At 47.2% G+C, this 18487-nt stretch carries 16 protein-coding genes and 2 pseudogenes; 11 read left to right on the top strand and 7 right to left on the bottom strand.

Features of this window, described 5'->3' with window-relative positions; all coding sequences use genetic code 11:
- Nucleotides 1–38 precede the first annotated feature (38 nt).
- The 3 genes and pseudogenes from queF to HII30_RS05365 all read left to right on the top strand — a co-directional run.
- A complete protein-coding gene (gene queF, locus HII30_RS05375) occupies nt 39–536 on the top strand; it encodes a preQ(1) synthase (protein WP_169503962.1) in 498 nt (165 codons plus the stop codon).
- A 345-nt stretch (nt 537–881) separates the two neighbouring features.
- Nucleotides 882–1178, top strand: coding sequence for a transposase (locus HII30_RS05370; RefSeq protein WP_169503961.1), 297 nt, complete (start codon nt 882–884; stop codon nt 1176–1178).
- A pseudogene (locus HII30_RS05365) lies at nt 1148–2059 on the top strand (IS3 family transposase); the annotation flags it as partial. The gene HII30_RS05370 and the pseudogene HII30_RS05365, both read left to right, overlap by 31 nt.
- Before the next feature lie 431 nt (nt 2060–2490).
- Here HII30_RS05365 and HII30_RS05360 read toward each other — a convergent pair.
- Together HII30_RS05360 and HII30_RS05355 are read right to left on the bottom strand one after the other, a co-directional pair.
- Entirely contained in the window at nt 2491–3354 is an 864-nt protein-coding gene (locus HII30_RS05360; RefSeq protein ID WP_169503960.1) for an EcsC family protein, read from the bottom strand.
- The gene (locus tag HII30_RS05355; RefSeq protein ID WP_169503959.1) at nt 3351–4814 is read right to left on the bottom strand and encodes a potassium/proton antiporter; all 1464 of its coding nucleotides are present in this window, start codon (nt 4812–4814) and stop codon (nt 3351–3353) included. The genes HII30_RS05360 and HII30_RS05355 overlap by 4 nt, the downstream gene beginning before the upstream one ends.
- Nucleotides 4815–4923: 109 nt before the next feature.
- Between HII30_RS05355 and HII30_RS05350 the strand changes: the two genes are divergently transcribed.
- A complete protein-coding gene (locus HII30_RS05350; protein ID WP_169503958.1) occupies nt 4924–6060 on the top strand; it encodes a GNAT family N-acetyltransferase in 1137 nt (378 codons plus the stop codon).
- A gap of 479 nt (nt 6061–6539) precedes the next feature.
- Here HII30_RS05350 and HII30_RS05345 read toward each other — a convergent pair.
- A pseudogene (locus HII30_RS05345) lies at nt 6540–7037 on the bottom strand (general stress protein); the annotation flags it as partial.
- A gap of 384 nt (nt 7038–7421) precedes the next feature.
- On the opposite strand from HII30_RS05345, the gene HII30_RS05340 reads away from it, so the two are divergent.
- Complete coding sequence (locus tag HII30_RS05340) at nt 7422–8198, top strand: class 1 isoprenoid biosynthesis enzyme (RefSeq protein WP_211184440.1); 777 nt, start codon at nt 7422–7424, stop codon at nt 8196–8198.
- 68 nt (nt 8199–8266) lie between these two features.
- Nucleotides 8267–8506, top strand: coding sequence for an NHLP leader peptide family RiPP precursor (locus HII30_RS05335; protein WP_169503957.1), 240 nt, complete (start codon nt 8267–8269; stop codon nt 8504–8506).
- Nucleotides 8507–8600: 94 nt separating this feature from the next.
- Here the strand turns inward: HII30_RS05335 and HII30_RS05330 are convergent, their stop codons facing one another.
- Nucleotides 8601–10487: a sensor histidine kinase gene (locus tag HII30_RS05330; RefSeq protein WP_246246117.1), complete on the bottom strand. Its 1887-nt coding sequence runs from the start codon at nt 10485–10487 to the stop codon at nt 8601–8603.
- Nucleotides 10488–10590: 103 nt separating this feature from the next.
- Nucleotides 10591–12546 carry a sensor histidine kinase gene (locus tag HII30_RS05325; protein ID WP_246246116.1) on the bottom strand — a complete coding sequence of 652 codons (1956 nt, stop codon included), beginning with the start codon at nt 12544–12546 and terminating at the stop codon, nt 10591–10593.
- A 196-nt stretch (nt 12547–12742) separates the two neighbouring features.
- Between HII30_RS05325 and HII30_RS05320 the strand changes: the two genes are divergently transcribed.
- The 3 genes from HII30_RS05320 to HII30_RS05310 all read left to right on the top strand — a co-directional run bounded on the left by HII30_RS05320 (nt 12743) and on the right by HII30_RS05310 (nt 15805).
- Nucleotides 12743–14230, top strand: a complete 1488-nt coding sequence (locus HII30_RS05320) for a UDP-N-acetylmuramoyl-L-alanyl-D-glutamate--2,6-diaminopimelate ligase (RefSeq protein ID WP_169503956.1) — start codon at nt 12743–12745, stop codon at nt 14228–14230.
- Nucleotides 14220–14960: a cysteate racemase gene (gene cuyB, locus HII30_RS05315; protein WP_169503955.1), complete on the top strand. Its 741-nt coding sequence runs from the start codon at nt 14220–14222 to the stop codon at nt 14958–14960. Before HII30_RS05320 ends, cuyB begins: the two co-directional genes overlap by 11 nt.
- Nucleotides 14961–15178: 218 nt before the next feature.
- A complete protein-coding gene (locus HII30_RS05310) occupies nt 15179–15805 on the top strand; it encodes a hypothetical protein (protein ID WP_169503954.1) in 627 nt (208 codons plus the stop codon).
- A 216-nt stretch (nt 15806–16021) separates the two neighbouring features.
- On the opposite strand, the gene HII30_RS05305 is transcribed toward HII30_RS05310, so the two are convergent.
- Both HII30_RS05305 and HII30_RS05300 read right to left on the bottom strand, forming a co-directional pair.
- Nucleotides 16022–16837 carry a cytochrome c oxidase assembly protein gene (locus tag HII30_RS05305; protein WP_169503953.1) on the bottom strand — a complete coding sequence of 272 codons (816 nt, stop codon included), beginning with the start codon at nt 16835–16837 and terminating at the stop codon, nt 16022–16024.
- A gap of 3 nt (nt 16838–16840) precedes the next feature.
- Complete coding sequence (locus tag HII30_RS05300; RefSeq protein ID WP_169503952.1) at nt 16841–17323, bottom strand: DUF2243 domain-containing protein; 483 nt, start codon at nt 17321–17323, stop codon at nt 16841–16843.
- Nucleotides 17324–17466: 143 nt separating this feature from the next.
- Between HII30_RS05300 and HII30_RS05295 the strand changes: the two genes are divergently transcribed.
- Complete coding sequence (locus HII30_RS05295; RefSeq protein ID WP_169503951.1) at nt 17467–17670, top strand: hypothetical protein; 204 nt, start codon at nt 17467–17469, stop codon at nt 17668–17670.
- Between the two features lie 76 nt (nt 17671–17746).
- Nucleotides 17747–18454: a peptidylprolyl isomerase gene (locus HII30_RS05290; protein WP_246246115.1), complete on the top strand. Its 708-nt coding sequence runs from the start codon at nt 17747–17749 to the stop codon at nt 18452–18454.
- The last annotated feature ends 33 nt before the right edge of the window (nt 18455–18487 follow it).

The following is an 18487-nucleotide window of genomic DNA, read 5'->3' as shown; positions in this document are numbered from 1 at the left end:
ATTTTGATATTTTGCACAGGAAAGAGGGTATATAAGGCATGGCTGGAAGACAGCATGATGAAATGGAAGATATCACACTCCTGGGGAACCAGGGAACAACTTACACTTTTGAGTATGACGCGAGTATTCTGGAAAGCTTCGATAACAAGCATCCCTACCGGGACTATTTCGTAAAGTTCAACTGTCCGGAATTCACGAGCCTGTGTCCGATAACAGGCCAGCCGGATTTCGCCACGATTTACATCAGCTATGTGCCTGATATCAAAATGGTGGAGAGCAAGGCATTAAAGCTGTACCTGTTCAGCTTCCGAAATCACGGGGATTTTCATGAGGACTGTGTCAACATCATCATGAACGATCTCATCAAGCTTATGGACCCCCGTTATATTGAAGTCTGGGGCAAGTTCACGCCTCGCGGCGGCATCTCGATCGACCCTTACTGCAACTATGGACGTCCAGGCACGAAATATGAGGAAATGGCAGCACATCGGCTAATGAATCATGATATGTACCCGGAAAAGGTAGATAACCGTTAGGAAGAGGAACTGTCCCGAAAGACTTGGGGCAGTTCCTTTCTGCTGGTAGGCGCTTCGCAAACGTAATGTTTACAATTGCACTCTAATTTCCCGAACTATAACTTTACCAAAGGTGAACTCATAATCGAGTAAGAGGCTGCCCACTAATTAAGCAGCCGACTCTCACACCACCCGTGCTTACCCGTTCGTAGTGCAGCATCGTGCATAAGATTGATTTTCAAGCTTATTTTTTAAAAAAATAGCGTCATCGACCCAATAAGACTGATTTTGCAATTAGACTAAACAGTGGACACAACGAAAAGGGTGCTAGATAATAAACCAAACCCTAGATACGAGGTGTCTGAGATGAGTGAATCCCGTCAACGTTATAATCAAACCTTTAAAGAAGAAACGGTGAAATATATTCAGCAGCACAGCAAACCGCTTACGGAGATCGCAGAAGAGTTGAATATCCCTGTCAACACCCTGCGTCAGTGGGTGGCGAAATACCGGCAGTTCCCAGATGAGCCCTTTGTAGGAAGTGGTAACTTACGTAACCACGATCAAATCGTCAAAGACTTGGAAGAGCGGAACAAAGACTTGGAAGAAGAACTGGCCATCTTAAAAAAGGCGTTACACATCTTCAGCAAAGACCGGAAGTAAGGTTCCAATTTATAGAGGAACATCGCTCCGAATTCCGTGTCGAGAAGATGTGCCAGGTACTCAAAGTGTCCCGGAGCGGCTACTACAAATGGCGAACCACGCCTCGCAGCGAGCAAAAGAAACGCAAGGAAGTATTAGCGAAGCGAATTGAATACCATTACTATGACTCGGACGGCATCTATGGAAGCCCCAAGATCACAAACGAGCTTCGAAAAGAAGGACACCGGGTAGGCGTGAAGACGGTCGGGAGAATCATGCGAGAGAAGGGAATCCGTTCCCAGGCCACCGTGAAATTCAGGGTGCAGACCACCGATTCAAAGCATTCCCTGCCCATCGCTCACAACTGGTTAAATCAGCATTTCAACGTGTGTACAAGGCCAAACCAAGTCTGGGTAACCGACATCACCTACATCCGTACACGTCAAGGCATGATATATCTGGCGAGCGTCATGGACCTGTTTACCCGTAAAATCGTAGGATGGCAGCTTGGAACTCGCATGACCGTTGATCTGGTTTTAGATGCCCTCAAATATGCCTATGCGGCTCAAAAACCACCTAAAGGTTTGATTCATCACTCGGATCGAGGATCCCAGTACGCGTCAGCAGAGTACCGAGAACAGTTAAAGACTTACCACATGATTCGGAGCATGAGCCGAAAAGGAAACTGTTATGACAATGCATGTATCGAGTCCTTCCACAGCATTCTTAAACGGGAGTTAGTCTACCGCTACAAGTTTCAAACACGGCAAGAAGCGCAACAGCGAATATATTGGTACCTGGAGTTTTTTTATAACCGAAAACGAACACATAGCAAGCTCGGTTATCTGTCTCCGGATCGGTTCGAGTCTCAGTATTATAAACAATTAAAACGAGCCGCCTAACCTAATTTTTGTGTCCACTTTATTGACTTAAGTACATTTCCAAGCTTATTTTTTCAATTTTGGTCCATTTCTTATCCGCAGTCAGAGTTTCAGCTAATTTAAGATTGATTTTCAGGCTTAAATGAAATTTGTCAGGAAAAACATGAGAAATAAGCTTGTTTTTCAAGCTTATTCTAGCGCCTCTCGTGCCTCTCGCTTCTCAAACGTCATACGCTCTCAGACATAGCAGTGGATACATGGTGATTCAATGCGAGGTATGTAGAGACATTGTAACTTAATGCATCAGAAGCATATGCTTTGTGCTCTAGTTCCTCCAATAATATAATTCGTTCAGAAAATTAGAGCACAACAGCGATGGGAGGAACATTTCGTTTGCGCAGCGCCTTTCGAGCGTCCCGCAGGAACGTCAAGTTTGCACAGCGCCTAACCCGCTACAATGGATACTCCATATGCTTCAATCGCCAGCTGATCCGGCGCTTTTTGTACAGCATCTTGCCTGCCTCCGCTACATTCTGCATCGTGTTCTTGTTGGCAATGGAACCGAACAGGATTCCCGCGATTGGTATCATCTGAAACAGTTTTTTCATACCGAAACTGTCCGTATAGGATTGAAGCACTTCCCTCCAGCCCTGAAGCTGGGAGAAAACCTGCTGTGATTCGCTTCCTTCATCAAAGGCCGCCAGTTCTTCCAAAATGGCCTTCTTCCCTACAATGTCAGCCGAGGCAAATTGCATGCACTTTACAATGAATACCCGTTCCCGCGGATCGTCAGGATCATAACCATAGCAAAGAGCCATTTCCTGCAAAAGCTTCAGCGACTGCCCAAGCACAAGGGGAATATCGGCTGCCATGGTAAATATGCCGCCGATTCCCGTCGCAGCTCCCTGGGCTGCAGCGAACTTTACCCGCTTAACGATAAGGGTATCTGCAGCATCGTCCATCACCGACAGCGGCAGTTTAGAAGCTTCTTCAAGCTGAAGCGAGGGTTCATCCGCTCCCTCCAGTTCATCGATGAGTTCCGGCTGCTGTGATCCCTCCTCAGCGGTACGCTTCAACAGGTTTAGGACCGTCTTTTGTCTGACCAGATATTTCCCGCCGGTCTGGACAAATCCCCCTACTTCGTTCAGAGCCTGCCCCAGTTTATTCCTCACGATTTTGGGAGTCAGCCGGTCCAGCAGCATAAAAGGAATTCTACCGATCTTTTCCCAAAAGAAAACGTTCTTCTGATCCTTCTCCCACTTCAAAATCTCCTGCATTTCGGTTTCCAGCTGGGACCTGCTCTCTTTCATCCTCATGGCTTCGCCTCCCCAACGATTTCCAGACCAAGAATGGACTTCATTTCTTTACGTTTCGCCTTTGAACTCATGACATAAAGGGTATCCCCTTCTTCAATCACCGTATTGCCCCGAGGCGTAATAATCTGTTCGTTTCGAATGATCGCGGTAAATAAAATATCATCCGGCAGATTCAAGTCCTGAATTTCTATACCGATGATGGGCATGTTTTTTTGTACCTGAACATGGTTGATCTCTGTTTTGGTCTTGCCAAGGGCGTAGAGCTCAAGCAGCGAGGGCTGCTGCAGCTTATCCTTATTCACCAGCTTAAGTTTGAGAGCGAGCGGAGCAATCGTCGTGCCCTGAATGACTGCCGATGTCAATACAACGAAGAATACAACATTAAAGAACATCTGGCCCCCTTCGATCCCAGCCAGGATCGGATATGTAGCGAGCACAATCGGAACCGCTCCGCGAAGCCCTGCCCAGGCCACCAGCAGCTTTTCTTTAAATACAAATTTCGTAAATAACAGGCTGACCATAACACCGACAGGGCGGGCGACAAAAATCAGCAGCAACGAAAGAACCAAGGCCTGCCAAGCCACATCAGAAAGCTGATTCGGAAACACAAGCAGTCCCAGTAGAACGAACATCACAATTTGCATCATCCAGGCAAATCCGTGATTAAAGGCGAGGATCGTCTTGCGGTAGGTCAATTCTGCATTGCCCACCACCAATGCCATGACATAAACAGCAAGAAGACCGCTGCTTTGAACGACCTCGGCTGCCCCGTAAGTGAATATCGCGAAGCCTAATGCCATAACGGGGTACAATCCCGAAGAATCGAAGTTAATCCGATTGATAATAAATACGGACAGCATACCGAGTAAAACACCTACGACCAGACCCAGTCCCATCTCCCGGACAAATGAAAGCAGCATGCCCAGCAGACCGATCTCAGGCCTTTGAATCCACTCAATTAGAGAAACCGTCAAAAAAACAGCCATCGGATCATTGCTGCCCGATTCAGCTTCTAGCGTAGCCGTTATTTTCTGCTTGATATTCAATCCGCCGAGGACCGAGAAAACAGCAGCTGCATCTGTTGAGCCGACAATGGCTCCGATGAGTAAACCCTGTTCCAATGGGATACCCATGATCCATGATGCGCTGATGCCGATGACCGCTGTGGTCAACAGCACGCCTAATGTGGCGAGCGACAGCGCCGGGCCAAGCACCGGCTTGATTTCTTTAAACTCCGTCTGCATTCCACCTTGAAACAATATTACGATCAATGCGAATATTCCGACCAATTGTGTGATCTCAGCATCATCATAATAAATCCAGCGACTCAGTATCATCCCTATGGCAATAAACAATACGAGTGCCGGCATGCCGAAACGGGAAGAAAATTTAGTCGTTAAAACTCCTGTTAGCAGCAGAAGCGCCGCAGAAATGATAACGGAATCTACAAAGCTTAACAAGGTGCACTCCTCCGTTCAGAAAGATTTGATTTCCATAAGACGACAGGCACTTTATACTAAATATATCCCGTGGTTCATAAGTGGACTTTAATAAATAGGAGGAATCATCATGCAGGTTACTCGAATGAATTCAGAACGTTTAAAGGAAGCCGTAGAACTGTCAGACCGGATCTTTTTAAAACAACCGGAGCAGCCATCAATGGGCCAGTCCTTTCCCTACATCTTTGACCCAGGCATCAGTCATTCATACGGGGCTTATGAGGAAAATGGCAAGTTAGCATCCTTCATGGGTTTCGTCCCCTTTAAAATGAAGATTAAAGGCGCTGAGCTCAATGTGTTCTCGATCGGCTCCGTCTGCACCGATATGGACAGCCGTGGAAAAGGGCTGGCTGGCGAGTTACTAAGCAAGTGCATACAGCATGCTGAACAATCAGGGGCTTCCCTCATCTTTGTCTCGGGTGCCCGTTCCCTCTATACACGGATTGGCTGTACAGCGTTCGGCAGAGCATCAGATCATCATATGACACCGGATGCAGCCAGGTCCATACAGAGCACTCAGGAATCCGACATAGAGATTCGGGAGCTAGCCGCAGAAGATCTGTTCCGTCTCCACGGACTGCTTCAAAGTCGTTCTGCTGTTTATGACAGCAGTCCTGCTGAACTCGGACGACTGCTTGAAGCCAGCGCGTTCGCCAATGTCATTCGTCTGGAGCAGAAAGTGCTCGGAGCCTTTAGAAATGGTATTCTTGCTGCCGCTGTAATAGTAGGGGTACCTGGCCCTGCCATGACTCCATCCCGAGCATCCACCATGATTGAATGGGCGGGTGACAGCCAGGCGGCCGCTTCGCTGCTTGCAGAATCATTTTCTCGTTATTCCTTGAATGAGCTGGTCGTTTCACTTCCTTGGCAGGACCGGGAGCTAGCATCCATTTTGGAAAAGGCTGGCGCAGCGGGAGAGAATGTCCGCAATACAGGAACCGTATATGTGGTGAACGGCCGGGAACTTTTGAATCAGCTTCAGCCGCTGATGCCTGAAGAAACAGAAGGAATACTGCAGGCTGAAGGAGATCATGGCCCATACCATTATAATCAAGCAGATGGTCAGCACATTGCACTGGATGATGAGGGATTATTGTCCCTGCTGTTTGACCCCGAATCTTCTTTCCGGCAGACCGGTTCAAATGCCGACAAGCCCGCAATACCTTTGATTCCACTTCCGTATACTTCAGGATTGCAATATATCTAATTATATCTTAAAATCCGTTCACTCCAAAATAAGCAGACCACTCGGATAACACATCCGGGTGGTCTGCTTGCTTATAGAAGCTATTAGCGATCCGAGCGATCCGTGCGGTCTCTGCGATTGTTCAAGCTGTCCGCTGCAGCCGCAGCACCTCTACGGTCGGTATCATCCACTACGCCTTTATACTCATCAGCGTCCGGATCCGGATTTGCAGCACCGCCATACCCTGCACCATCTCCCTGCCAGAGGTTGGGATCTTGAGCCGTTTCCTCAGCTGCCGCGGCAGCTTCAGGATTATGATCAAAAGATTTCCCGGCACCGCTATAAGCGGCATCTCCAATCGGGTTGTCACCATTTGTACCGGAGCGGTTTCCACTCACATCCGCATCGGAGCGGCCCGGGACAATATGGTCCCCGGTACTCCCTACATTAGATCGAGCCGGATTATCATTGGCCGCATTGCTGTTAAAATTCTCAGAGCCCTCATAGTGATGAGTGTTCAGTGTATTGTTGCGGCGGAACACATCATACACTCCATTCGAGCGTTCTTCATCTGCGTCCACCAGAACGAGAATTCGTCCTTCTTCAACAAACTCATCGTATTCCTTTGCCTGTTCTTCTGGGATGCCCAGTCCGATCAATCCGCCAACCAAGCCGCCGGCACCTGCACCTACAGCTGCTCCAGTCAGCGTTGCTGCGATAGGTCCAGCTGCTACAATAGGTCCAATCCCGGGAATTGCCAACGCTCCCAAACCAGCCAATAATCCGGTCAGCCCCCCCAAGACACCGCCGGTAGCTGCACCGGATGCCAGACCTTCCGGAGCTTTTGTTTCTGTCTCATCTGTGATCGCAGACACTTCATCACGATCTTTCGCAATGACAGAAATTTCATCTGTTCTGTATCCATGCTGCTTTAAATCTTCAATGGCACGAGTAGCTTCTTGCTCTGTATTAAATGCTCCAACAATTTTTTGAGTCATATTGGTTAACCTCCTGAATTTGTTGTGCGTTATCGTATTGCTGTTCTCCTCTTTAATAAACGCCAGATGGATCTGTCAAACATTTAATATAGCAAAACTAACTTTTGTAAATATTTAACTTTAAATACATTTGTGATATGATCAGGAAGCAAGTTAACTTCATGGATATTCGCTGACGCTCATAATAAAGACAAGGTGGGTGAAGCTATAAAATGGTTTGAAAGCTATGAAAAAGACTTAGCGGAGGTGTTTCATGATTGTGAACAAATAATCTCCGGTTTTCCTCCGCCCCTGAACGAATCAGGGCTCCTCTATTTAAGCAAGTTTCATGTCTTTGAGCAGGAAAGTGCGAAGAATTATATTTGTTACCTTCTTCCCTTCTGGTTGAAAGACTCAACCTCTCTGAGTCCATCGGTGTATCGCAAATTGTCCGCAGCTAACATTTTTGGAATGCTGTACTTTTTCATCCAGGATGATATTATGGACAGCTCTGAGTATCATCATGAAAAAAACAACTGGAGAATGCAGCTCGCCTTGGCCAATCTGTTCCACTGTGAATTCTTGGCCATCTACCGTCAGCTCTTTCCCGCAGAAAGCCGTTTCTGGCATTACTTCAATCTCTATGTACACGAATGGTGCGAAGGAATCCTCTTTGAAAGCAGGCAAGAGTATTTCACAGCACACACACTTGATATCGCCAAGAAAGCCGCTCCCGTAAAACTGGGCAGCACAGCCGTACTCCTGCTTGCCGGCTGTGATGAGCTTATTCCCCAGACATCTGAAATGATGGATCATGTGCTTGTCACGCTGCAGATGATGGATGATTGGGCGGATTGGGAGCAGGATCTTGCAGATGGCAGCTATAATTGTCTGCTTTCCTTTATTCGTTCCGAGCGTCAACTTCCGAATGACTACCCACTGACTGAAGCCGATATTCATCAGGCCGTCTATCTGAATGAAGCGCTGTCCCGTTATACCGCTATCGCCTCCTCCATTCACCTTCAGCTTCAGCTTGCTGCTCATGCCGCACCTCATTTGTTAAACTTCCATGAAACCTTGGTACAAGAACTTGAATCAGAAACCCGTAATATCGAAAATGGACGCCAAATGCTGAAGCATGGAGGTCTTCATTATTTTTTGTCTATTTCAAGTAAAAAGTAATAGATTTTATATTTATTACATGTTATTCTTTAGAAGTAATAAATAACCATTTTGAAAGGGTGATTCTAATGACGACAGAAGCCATCTTTCAAACACAGCTGATTCAGAAAGCATGGGAGGATCCTAGCTTTAAGGCAAAATTGCTGGCTGATCCGAAAGCCGCCATCAAGGAAGTGCTTGGTGTGTGGATTCCCGACCACATTCAGGTAAAAACCGTGGAAGAGAATTCCAACGAGTTTTATCTGGTCATTCCACCAGATCCTTCGGGAGTCATCAAGTCAGAGGCCAAAGAAAAGGCCATGTGGTAAACTCAACCGCAGATCAAGACTTAAATGTAATTATGACATCCTGAAACTACATACATTGTAAAAAAGGAGTGGGACAAGCCCCTCTCCCCGGCAGCTAACCTTCTGCCGCGGGGAGAGTGATCAAGGCTTCGGTCCCCACTCCTTTTTTGCTGCTGTAACTGATATTTCCGTCCATGGCTTCAATAATTCGAAAGGTTACCATGAGTCCAAGTCCTGTCCCCTTGCTCTTGTTCGAGAAATAGGGCTCTCCTAACCGAGCAAGTTCTTCCTCACCCATACCTTCACCGTTATCACGTATCTGGATGTGCACCTTATTTTCAGAGAGAAAGGCATGAATTTCAATCTGCCCGTCTTCCCTCAGTGCTTCAATGCTATTTTTAACAATATTAATCAGAGCCTGTTTGAATTTAGAGGAATTTCCCCGAATCCAAATTCCATCCGGTATATTCACCACCATTCTCCCCCCTTGCAGATGGGCAAGCGGCGTCAGAATCCCTTCAATATGCTTGAATTCATCAAAGACCCGCAGAATCGTGGTTCTGCTCTGTTCCGGTTTGGCAAAGGTAAGAAAATCTGTAATGATTCCGGAAGCACGGTCCAGTTCCACTAACGCCAAATGAAGATACTCCCTCTCGGATGGTTTGGATTTTCCACTGATCAATTGGATAAACCCCCTTGTTACTTGAAGCGGATTTCGAACTTCATGAGCGACCGAGGCTGCCAGCTCGCTAATGATTTCCATTTTTTCAGAGCGCTGAAGTTCCCTGTTAAACATGTTTAGTTCCTGTGAGTATTTGATGACTTGTTCATGATTCTGCACAAAGAGACGGCCCAATATAATGATCAGCATAATCACAAACCCGGCTGCCCCCCATTTCCAGTACACCAACGTATAATCCCCGCTGCTGATAAAGAATTGAAGAAGCTCCCCGAGACTTATTCCGGCAAAAAAAGCGAGTCCCACACTGAAGATCACAGCATCACGGTTCCCTTTGAGTGAGAAAATAATGGAGCTGGCTACCAGCACGATAAATTGAAAAATCATAATTATCCCCAAAGCCTTGACGGTGAAAAAATAATACCATTCATCATAACGGCCCTGTGAGAGCTGATTAATGACAAGAAACAATAGACAGAATAACGAATATCCCATTTGGGCTTTACGCATTTTTCGCAGGAAACCTTTAAACCCGGGACCGAATATACTCTCGAAAAACAGGCTGAAGAACGGCAGCAAAATCAGAAGAGAAATGTCATAAAGACGGGTAAACAACTCTCCTCTGTTCTCAAATAGAGTGTAGAGGAATGGTGAGTATGTAAATATAAGAACACCAGCAGATAGAATAACAAGGGAGAGGGATAGTACACTGAGACGGTAACGACGGCTGATGAAAAAGCCCCAAATCAGCATAACACTTGCTAAAAACAGGAAGGTACTGCCCAAAATAATGTCCGCTAAATTACTTTTAACAAATCGATTAAACAAAAGGTGAAAGTCTCCGACCAGAACCCGGTCTTCCAAATGGAGAGCGGCACTATCGGTTTCCATCCATAGATAGATATATTGACTAGACATTGTGGAATGAAGTGGAAGGAGGATTTGATTCAGCTGATAATTATAGTTCGACTCATAAATCCGTTCAGCATTTGCGTAGATCGTAACCCGCTTGCCGTATATTTTCTCGAGAAGAATACCTTGTGTGGGGTCATGAAAATCCGGAAGTTTAAAGCGTACCCAGACCGCATTGAGTGAAGATGGACCGTCACGTCCGGATCCTGCAGGCTGCCATGCCTGCTCTGGAATTTGCAGCGGAGGCTCTGTCGGTGTAACTCCGGTCGATCGAGTCCACAACAAACTCCAGGCGGACACATCCTGGGTCTGATCGGAACGCCCAGTACTGTAAGCCAATTCTGCTCCTGCACCGTTCAACATTCCTGTTATCAGCAAACATAGAAGCAGTACTCTTGCAATGAATGCCATTCTCATGCCACACCTCAACCATAAGGAAATAGTAATGTCATGATGTCATATAAAACAGATGTTTATACATTCTATAGATTGCGTGCGCTCACCTTCTTTTTCTTTAATTTTTTTCCATTTGTTCCGTGTCTGAGAGAGGAATCCGGATCACGGCCTCTGTCCCAATCCCTTTATGACTCGTAAATTGAATCTTGCCATTCATCGCCTCAATAATCCGGAAGGTTACCATAAGACCCAGTCCCGTTCCTTTGGTCTTGTTCGAGAAATAAGGCTCTCCTAAACGCGACAGTTCGTTCATATCCATGCCAATTCCGTTGTCACGAATGGAGATGACGGCATAATCTTTATCTTTAACTGCCCATATTTTAATCGTTCCATCGCCATCCAGGGCTTCAATACTATTCTTGACCAGATTGATCATCGCCTGCTTCAGCTTGGAGGAATTGCCATCAATATAAATTTGATGTGGTACGTCCAGCTTGATGACTCCTCCACTCAGGCTTGCAAGCGGATTCAGGATGCCTGCCACATGCCGCAGCTCATCTCCCAGCTCCAGAACGGTAATATGCTCCAATTCCGGCTTGGCGAAGGTCAGGAAGTCCGTGATAATGCCCGAAGCCCGGTCCAGTTCTTTCAGGGCAAGGCTCAAGTATTCTTTCTGCCCCTCTTCCGCCCTCTCGGTCAGCAGCTGCATAAAGCCTCGGGTCACCTGCAGCGGATTGCGTACCTCGTGTGCTACAGAAGCTGCGAGCTCGCTAATGATCTCCATCTTTTCGGATCGCTGAAGTTCATTGTTGAAAAGCTCCAGTTCCTTGGAATACTGAACCACCTGTTCATGACTCCGGATAAACTTTCGGCCCAGCATAACAATCAAAGTAATAATGAAAGCAAGTACTCCCCATTTCCAATAATAGAAATGATACTCCCCATTGTTCGCATAGAAAAAGAACAGATCACCCAGAGATGCTGCTGACAGCAGACCAAAGCCAATGGAAGAGATATAGGCGTCCTTGTTTTTGCGAACGGCTGAAATAATCGTTAATCCGATGAGCAGCAGCATCTGCAGAATAATAAAAATCCCGAGAATCTGCACGCTGAATAAATAGTAAGCATCATAATACTGGCCGTTATTCAGCTTGTGCACTACCATAAATAAGATGCACAACAGAGAATATACGGTTTGAAAGATCACAACACAGCGTGTGATGCCGAAGGGTCCTGGCCCGTATATTTTTTGGAAATAAAACGTCAGTGCAGGCAGCAGTATAAACAGTGCGATATCAAAGGAAGTGACCCAAATCTGGCCATACTCCTCGTAAAATGTATATAGAAACGGCGAATAGGTCACGAGCAATATACCGCATGAAGCGATGACAAGTGTCAGAGCCAGCCATGTGGAGCGATTGTTACGCGGCAGAAAGAACAGACAAAAAAACATGAGCAGACCAATGAATATAAAGGAACTCCCCATTACGAAATCACTTAGATCTTTACGAATGAACGCTCCCCGCATGCTTTCATAATCTCCGATTGAAATTTCTTCATCAATTCCTGCTGAATTCAATGGAGCCTCCACCCATAGATTTAGGGTTTTTCCGGAATCCTCAGGCCGGATCGGAAGAAGCAGACGGTGATTCGTATACATATAATCCCGATTCGATTGATAAATGGATATACCATCTATATAAACCGCTACATTTTTTCCTTCAATGGCATCCAGCAGAATGGCGGGCTGCTCCCACGTTAAAGACGGCAGCTCGGTTTGAAACCATACAGATTCTGCCGGACCGCTGTCCATCCCGTCTTGCCTGTATGTAGTCAGGGATTCCCACTTTGCCTGGGAGCCGGGCACAACTGGTATTTCGCTTAAGGCTGTCCCGTTTACATTCCAGATGACCTGCCAATCGGGCACAAATGTGTGTGCTGCTTGCCCTGCCACGCTGGACGGAAAAATAAGCAGAAGCAAGACTGCAGGCAAAACCGTCCGCAGCCGTTGAATGAAATGATGAAGCACAGCGTTCATTCGGTAAGCACCCCAGTCTTTCTTTCTATTCGACATCGTTCGTGTCAGTATCAATATATCATGAAATCGAAATCAGCGTGCCAAATTGATTTGTATTCCTGCAGGACAAGAAGTATTATTATATTTTGATAACCTTCAAAAAGATCCTCAAACGATAGAACACATAGAGATAGAACCGATCAATGAACGGTATTCAAAGCACGACATACTGGGGAAGGAGCTTTCAAAAATCATGTTATTATCATCTGTACTGCAGGATTTATCGTATCATCTGATGCAAGGTGATCCGAATGCTGAGGTCAGCGCCGTTGCTTTCGACTCCCGGGAAGTGGTCTCCGGTGCCATTTTTGTTGCCATTTCCGGGTTCACGGTTGACGGCCACCAGTTTATATCCACAGCCATCAGCCTGGGGGCGTCTGTCATTGTTGTGGAGAAGGACATTGAGACACCGGACCTTCCTGTAACGGTCATTCGAGTGGAGGATACCCGGGATGCGCTTGCGCGCATCTCTTCCAATTTTTACGGCAGACCTACCGAGCATTTGAATATGGTGGGAATTACCGGCACGAACGGTAAAACATCCATTACTTATTTTATCAAATCAATACTTGATCATGCCGGTAAGAGCGCCGGTATCATCGGAACCATTGGTACACTCATCGGCGGGGAACTGAGAAAAAACAAGAACACCACGCCAGAGGCGCTGTATTTGCAGCAAATTTTCGCTGAAATGGTAGAGAAAAATGTAGAAACATGTGTGATGGAAGTTTCGTCTCATGCACTAAGTCTGAAAAGAGTTGGATACAGCCGCTTTCATACCGGGATTTTCACCAATTTGACACCGGATCACTTGGAGCTTCACGGCAGTATGGAAGAATATTTCGAAGCCAAGTCCCAGCTGTTCCAGCTGACCTCTCACTACAATATTATTAACGCTGATGATCCATACGGAGCCCGGTTATTGGATCAAGTGCAGTCCCTGACCGCTAAAGCCGTCTCCTATGGGATGGAACAGACAGCGGATGTATATGCAGCGGATATCCGGTATCGCATTGACTCGACGCGGTTCACAGCCCATACTCCGGCAGGTTCAGTAGAGCTGGAGGTTCGTCTTCCTGGAGATATCTATGTGCTTAACAGCCTGGCTGCCTTGGCCTGGGCTTATTGCAGCGGAATCCCGCTTGAAACGGCAAAGGAAGGAATCCAGGCGGTTGAAGGGATTAAAGGTCGCATGGAAGTCGTATACCGGGACGAACACAATACAGTCATTGTCGATTTCGCCCACACGGAAGACAGTCTCGAAAAAGTGCTGCACACATTAAGACCTTACACGAAGGGCAGGATCATTCTCGTATTCGGTGTGTACGCCGCTCCAGGTGAGCTCGGACTGGACAAGCGAAGATCCATGGGACAAGTAGCAGCCCGGCACGCAGACCTGTCTGTGATTACTTCTGACAATCCAAAAGACCAGGATCCCGATGCGATTATCTCGGACATTGCAGCTTCGATGAAAGAACATAATGGAGCGTTCAAGACGATTGTAGACCGCAAGGAAGCAATTGAATACGCGCTCACAGCCGCCCAAAAGGATGATATTGTACTTATTACAGGAAAAGGACACGAAACAACACAGATTATCGGTAATACGGAAATCCCTTTTCATGAAGGCGAAATTGTCCGGAATTTTAAAAAGAGGCAGCTGTTGAACCATGGAAAATAAGAAATTAGGTGTCATTGGCGGAATGGGTCCGCAGGCTACTTCCGTTTTTTTTGAAAAAATAATTGAGAATACCGCTGCGAACACCGATCAGGATCATATTAATATGGTCATTCTCAACCATACCGCGCTGCCAGACCGCACAAAAGTGATTCTGGAAGGTAAAAAGGAAATATTCCTGGATGCCGTACGGGACGATCTCAAGCTGCTGGAGTTAGCCGGAGTGTCCAATATCGCGATCCCCTGCAATACTTCCCACTATTTCTATGAGGACATGCAGCAGTTGACCACGGTGAATCTGATTCATATGGTTGATGAGACGGTAAAGGCAGTATATGAACGGTTTGGCAAAGATAGTAAAGTAGGAATTCTGGCAACCAACGGCACGATCAGCAGCGGAATTTACCGTACAACATGTGAAAAATATGGCCTGGAGCTGCTTGAACCGGATGATGACATCCAGAACAGAGCCATGGAAATCATTTATCAGGATGTCAAAGGTCTCAAAGATGTAAGCCCGGCGAAGCTGGAGGCTCTCATTCATCAGCTTGTGTACGAACGGCAGTGCCGATGTGTCATATTGGCGTGCACAGAACTGTCATGCATTACGCTCAGTGATTTCTATCAGGAATGCTCCATTGATGCGATGGATGTGCTTGTGCAGCGGTCCATTCAATTATCAGGCAAATCCCTGGCACGCCAGGATGACAGAAGTTCTGCTAAAGAAAGGTAATACTTTCCTTCATTCTTGTCGGATCCCTTTCCGAATAAATGTCTTCAGAACATTTATTCGGAAAGGGATTTTTTCATGTGGATTGGGGGCAAAGTAACCACATCATGTACAGATTGGCAAAGCTGCCTCGGATTCAAACCCCGGCCAGCGGGTAAAATCGATATATAGAAAGCGGAAACATCCAATGACATTTATAATCCTAGAAAGGGATGAGTGATATGCGCGATGAATTCAACCGCAGTACATTCGGAGATATGGTACGCAGACAATATGAAACGATGGATCCTGTAGATCCGCTGACTGATATTCCAGAGGACGAAACCCGTGATCTAGAGGCAACGACCAGTCAAAGTCTCAGCAGCGAGCAGGCAGATCATTCCGGATTCAGCCAGGATGAAGCAGGTCCTGCAGACGGGGAATTGGGGAAACACCTTAATCCCGATGCCAGCTCGCTGCAAGCATGGGATGCCACCGGGGCAGAACGAAGTTCTATTCGCTTGGCGGAAGATCTGCCTGTTCAAACTTCATCTTCCCTCGGTGAAGATGCAAATACGACATATCCTGACGGAGCCCCCCGGTATAATCCGTCTTATAATCGTGCGGCAGCTGAGATTGATGAAGATCCAGATCTCTCCAATGTGGATCCGGATCTGGCAGTAGACAACGATCCTGCTGATGCTGAAGATGTCCCGCTTGAAGATGTACCGGATGCTGATGTGATACAGTCAGACAGCCCTGTAGACCCCTCTGTTCCAGAAGATCCGGACCAGCATGGTATTGATGTGCTGAATGGTGCCGGCGGAGCACATGGTGATACCGAGCGAAAGCTTCCTGAAGATTTTTGAGACCATACGGATACACTCTGAATATATTATCTTAAATTAACTCCCGTATGGATTATACCATGCGGGAGTTTCAGACGAATGCCTAAACAAGCCCGGTTTCCGGGCTTGTTTTTTATTTCGACACCTATTATCGGGCTCGTGCACCGGAATGTATGTGGTTTTCCACATACATTACACCCAAACCCTGCTCGCGTGCCGCATCGTGGCATTATGATCTTATGTGACAGTCCTTGATATATCTGTCGCGGCTGCCCGGGGTCTCGTGGACCGGTACCAGTGATAGCACAGCAGAGTGATCAGTATAGCATGAACCACATCGCCTCCGTAATACATCAGCATACTGCCATCGAGCGCCTCATTTGCAGGTACACCTGCAGGCGGGCTGCCTACCAGATGTTTTGCCAAAATGCCATGCCACGCCAAAGCCATCAGCAGCACAATAATCCGCAGCTTATAGCTGAAACGATGCGAAACCGGATCTATGTAAATAATAGAAGCTGTGAAGAGATATCCCGAAAAAAATACATGCACATGTACGAGAACCTGTATCCAAAGATGTTCATGCATTAGAGCGAATAAATCGGTGCTGTACAGGATCCACAATCCTCCCACATTAAGGAATGAAGCAGTCACAGGATGGCTTATGAACACAATATACCGGCTTTTTAAAAACTGTGTGACTCCTCTTGAAGCAGATACACTCAGCGTCCGGAGAAGAAGGGTGACCGGTGCACTCCATACCATCAGCAAAGGTGCAAGCATGCCCAACAGCAGATGACCCGCCATATGGGCAGTGAACATATCATGTGACCGGTAGGCAATCGGACCTCCGACGGCTGAACCTGCAGCCAGAACACCCAATGTCCACAAAAGTGTCCGGTACATCGGCCAGCGACGGTAACGACGTGACGAATCATATGCTGCGGCTGTGTACAGCACAATAAGCAGCAGACACAGAATCAATACGGCCGGCATGCCGTATAAAAGACCTGCGCCCTGACTGACCGTGTGATGTTGATGTGATGCAGCCATCGCCTATCTCTCCCCTCTCGACTGATGCAGCCGGCGGGACCGGAGGACAAGCACAGCGCCGACGATAATCAAGCCTGCCGCCGTGAGGTTCCATATCCAATCATAAACTCCCACATTTTCGACATACCGAATCTGGTGGATCCGCATCCATTTATGCTGAATCGTCCCATCATACAGCTGGAACAAGCCGCTTCCCAGAAGTACGGCCCCCCACCAGGCTTGACGCTGGAATATATTCCTGCGGCGAAGATCAGCAAACAGAAAAAGCCCGCCGATCGTTGCCAGCCAGCTGAATGCGTGAAAAAAACCATCGGACACAAGACCGGCTTCGGTTGTTGATTGATCATAAAAATGATGCCAGTGCAGAAGCTGGTGAAACACCATTTCATCTAGAAAAGCGACAAGGCCTACTCCGAATAAAATGCCGGATAACATATTGCGTTTTAGCACGTCAGGCTTATCATCATGCATTTTTGAATCTGCCATAATACACTCCTCCCTTTTCATAGAGTCTACGCTTAGACCGCTTACATCTATTAATACCCCTATCCCTGCTCCATAATCCGTTGATTCGAGTCCACTATATCGGGTAAGAATGAAAACAACGCCATAATAAGGAGGATTCGATTATGAAAAAACCTGACCCAAAACGTGAGCATTCCCTCGTAAATGAAAGGGACATCAATAAAGAGTCCGGCCTGTTTGCAGAAGATTCCTACCCGGATGGCACGCCCCTCCCGGAAGGAATGGAGCATGAATACCCGGACGGCACCCGGAACCATGAGGATAAACCTGAAGCGGATGACGGAGAAGACGGCACCGGCCATTCCTGAGCCGCTGCCGAGATACCATTGTCCCTCCTAAATGTGATAAAATCAGGACATATCACATGAGGGGGAAGTCCTAATAATGCGAGATTATATTCAACGCGGCACGGCCTGGATGATGATTCTGATTCTGGTTTTCGTGCTGGGGGCCTGCGGTAACGATGCAACCCGAAACAGCGGCGGTACAAACGGCGCTGCACCTGCACCCGCTCCTGCCGAGCAGACAAAACCCGAGGAGCCCGCAAAAAATGTACCGGATCCAGAAGCCAGCCATCCTGTCGTAACCATGGAGATGGACAATGGCAAAATCATCAAGGCAGAGCTGTATCCTGAAATGGCTCCCAATACGGTTAATAATTTCATTTCCTTAATCGAGAGCGGCTTCTATGATGGCCTTGTCTTTCATCGGGTCATGTCAGGATTTATGATCCAAGGGGGAGACCCTCAAGGCACAGGAGCAGGCGGACCTGGCTACAGCATTGCCGGTGAGTTTACATCCAATGGCTTTGCCAATGATCTGGAGCATACCCGCGGCGTCTTGTCGATGGCGAGAACGGGTGACCCCAACTCTGCGGGATCTCAGTTTTTCATCGTGCATGGGGATTCGCCCCATCTGGACACGGACTATGCTGCATTCGGGAAAGTAACAGAAGGCATGGAGGTCGTTGATGAGATCGCGGCCTTGCCAGTAGCAACCAAGACCTACCGTCCCTTTAATCCAATGCCAACCTTGAAGAAGGTGACCGTAGACACATTGGGCATAGAGTATCCGGAGCCAGTAAAAGAGTAACTGATCTTCACCCTCCAAACCAAACCGGAAAAC

Origin of the sequence: Paenibacillus lemnae (assembly GCF_012933385.1) — a bacterium.
GTDB classification, from domain to species: Bacteria; Bacillota; Bacilli; order Paenibacillales; family Paenibacillaceae; genus Paenibacillus_AQ; species Paenibacillus_AQ lemnae.
This window is presented reverse-complemented; position numbering and strand designations above follow the sequence as displayed.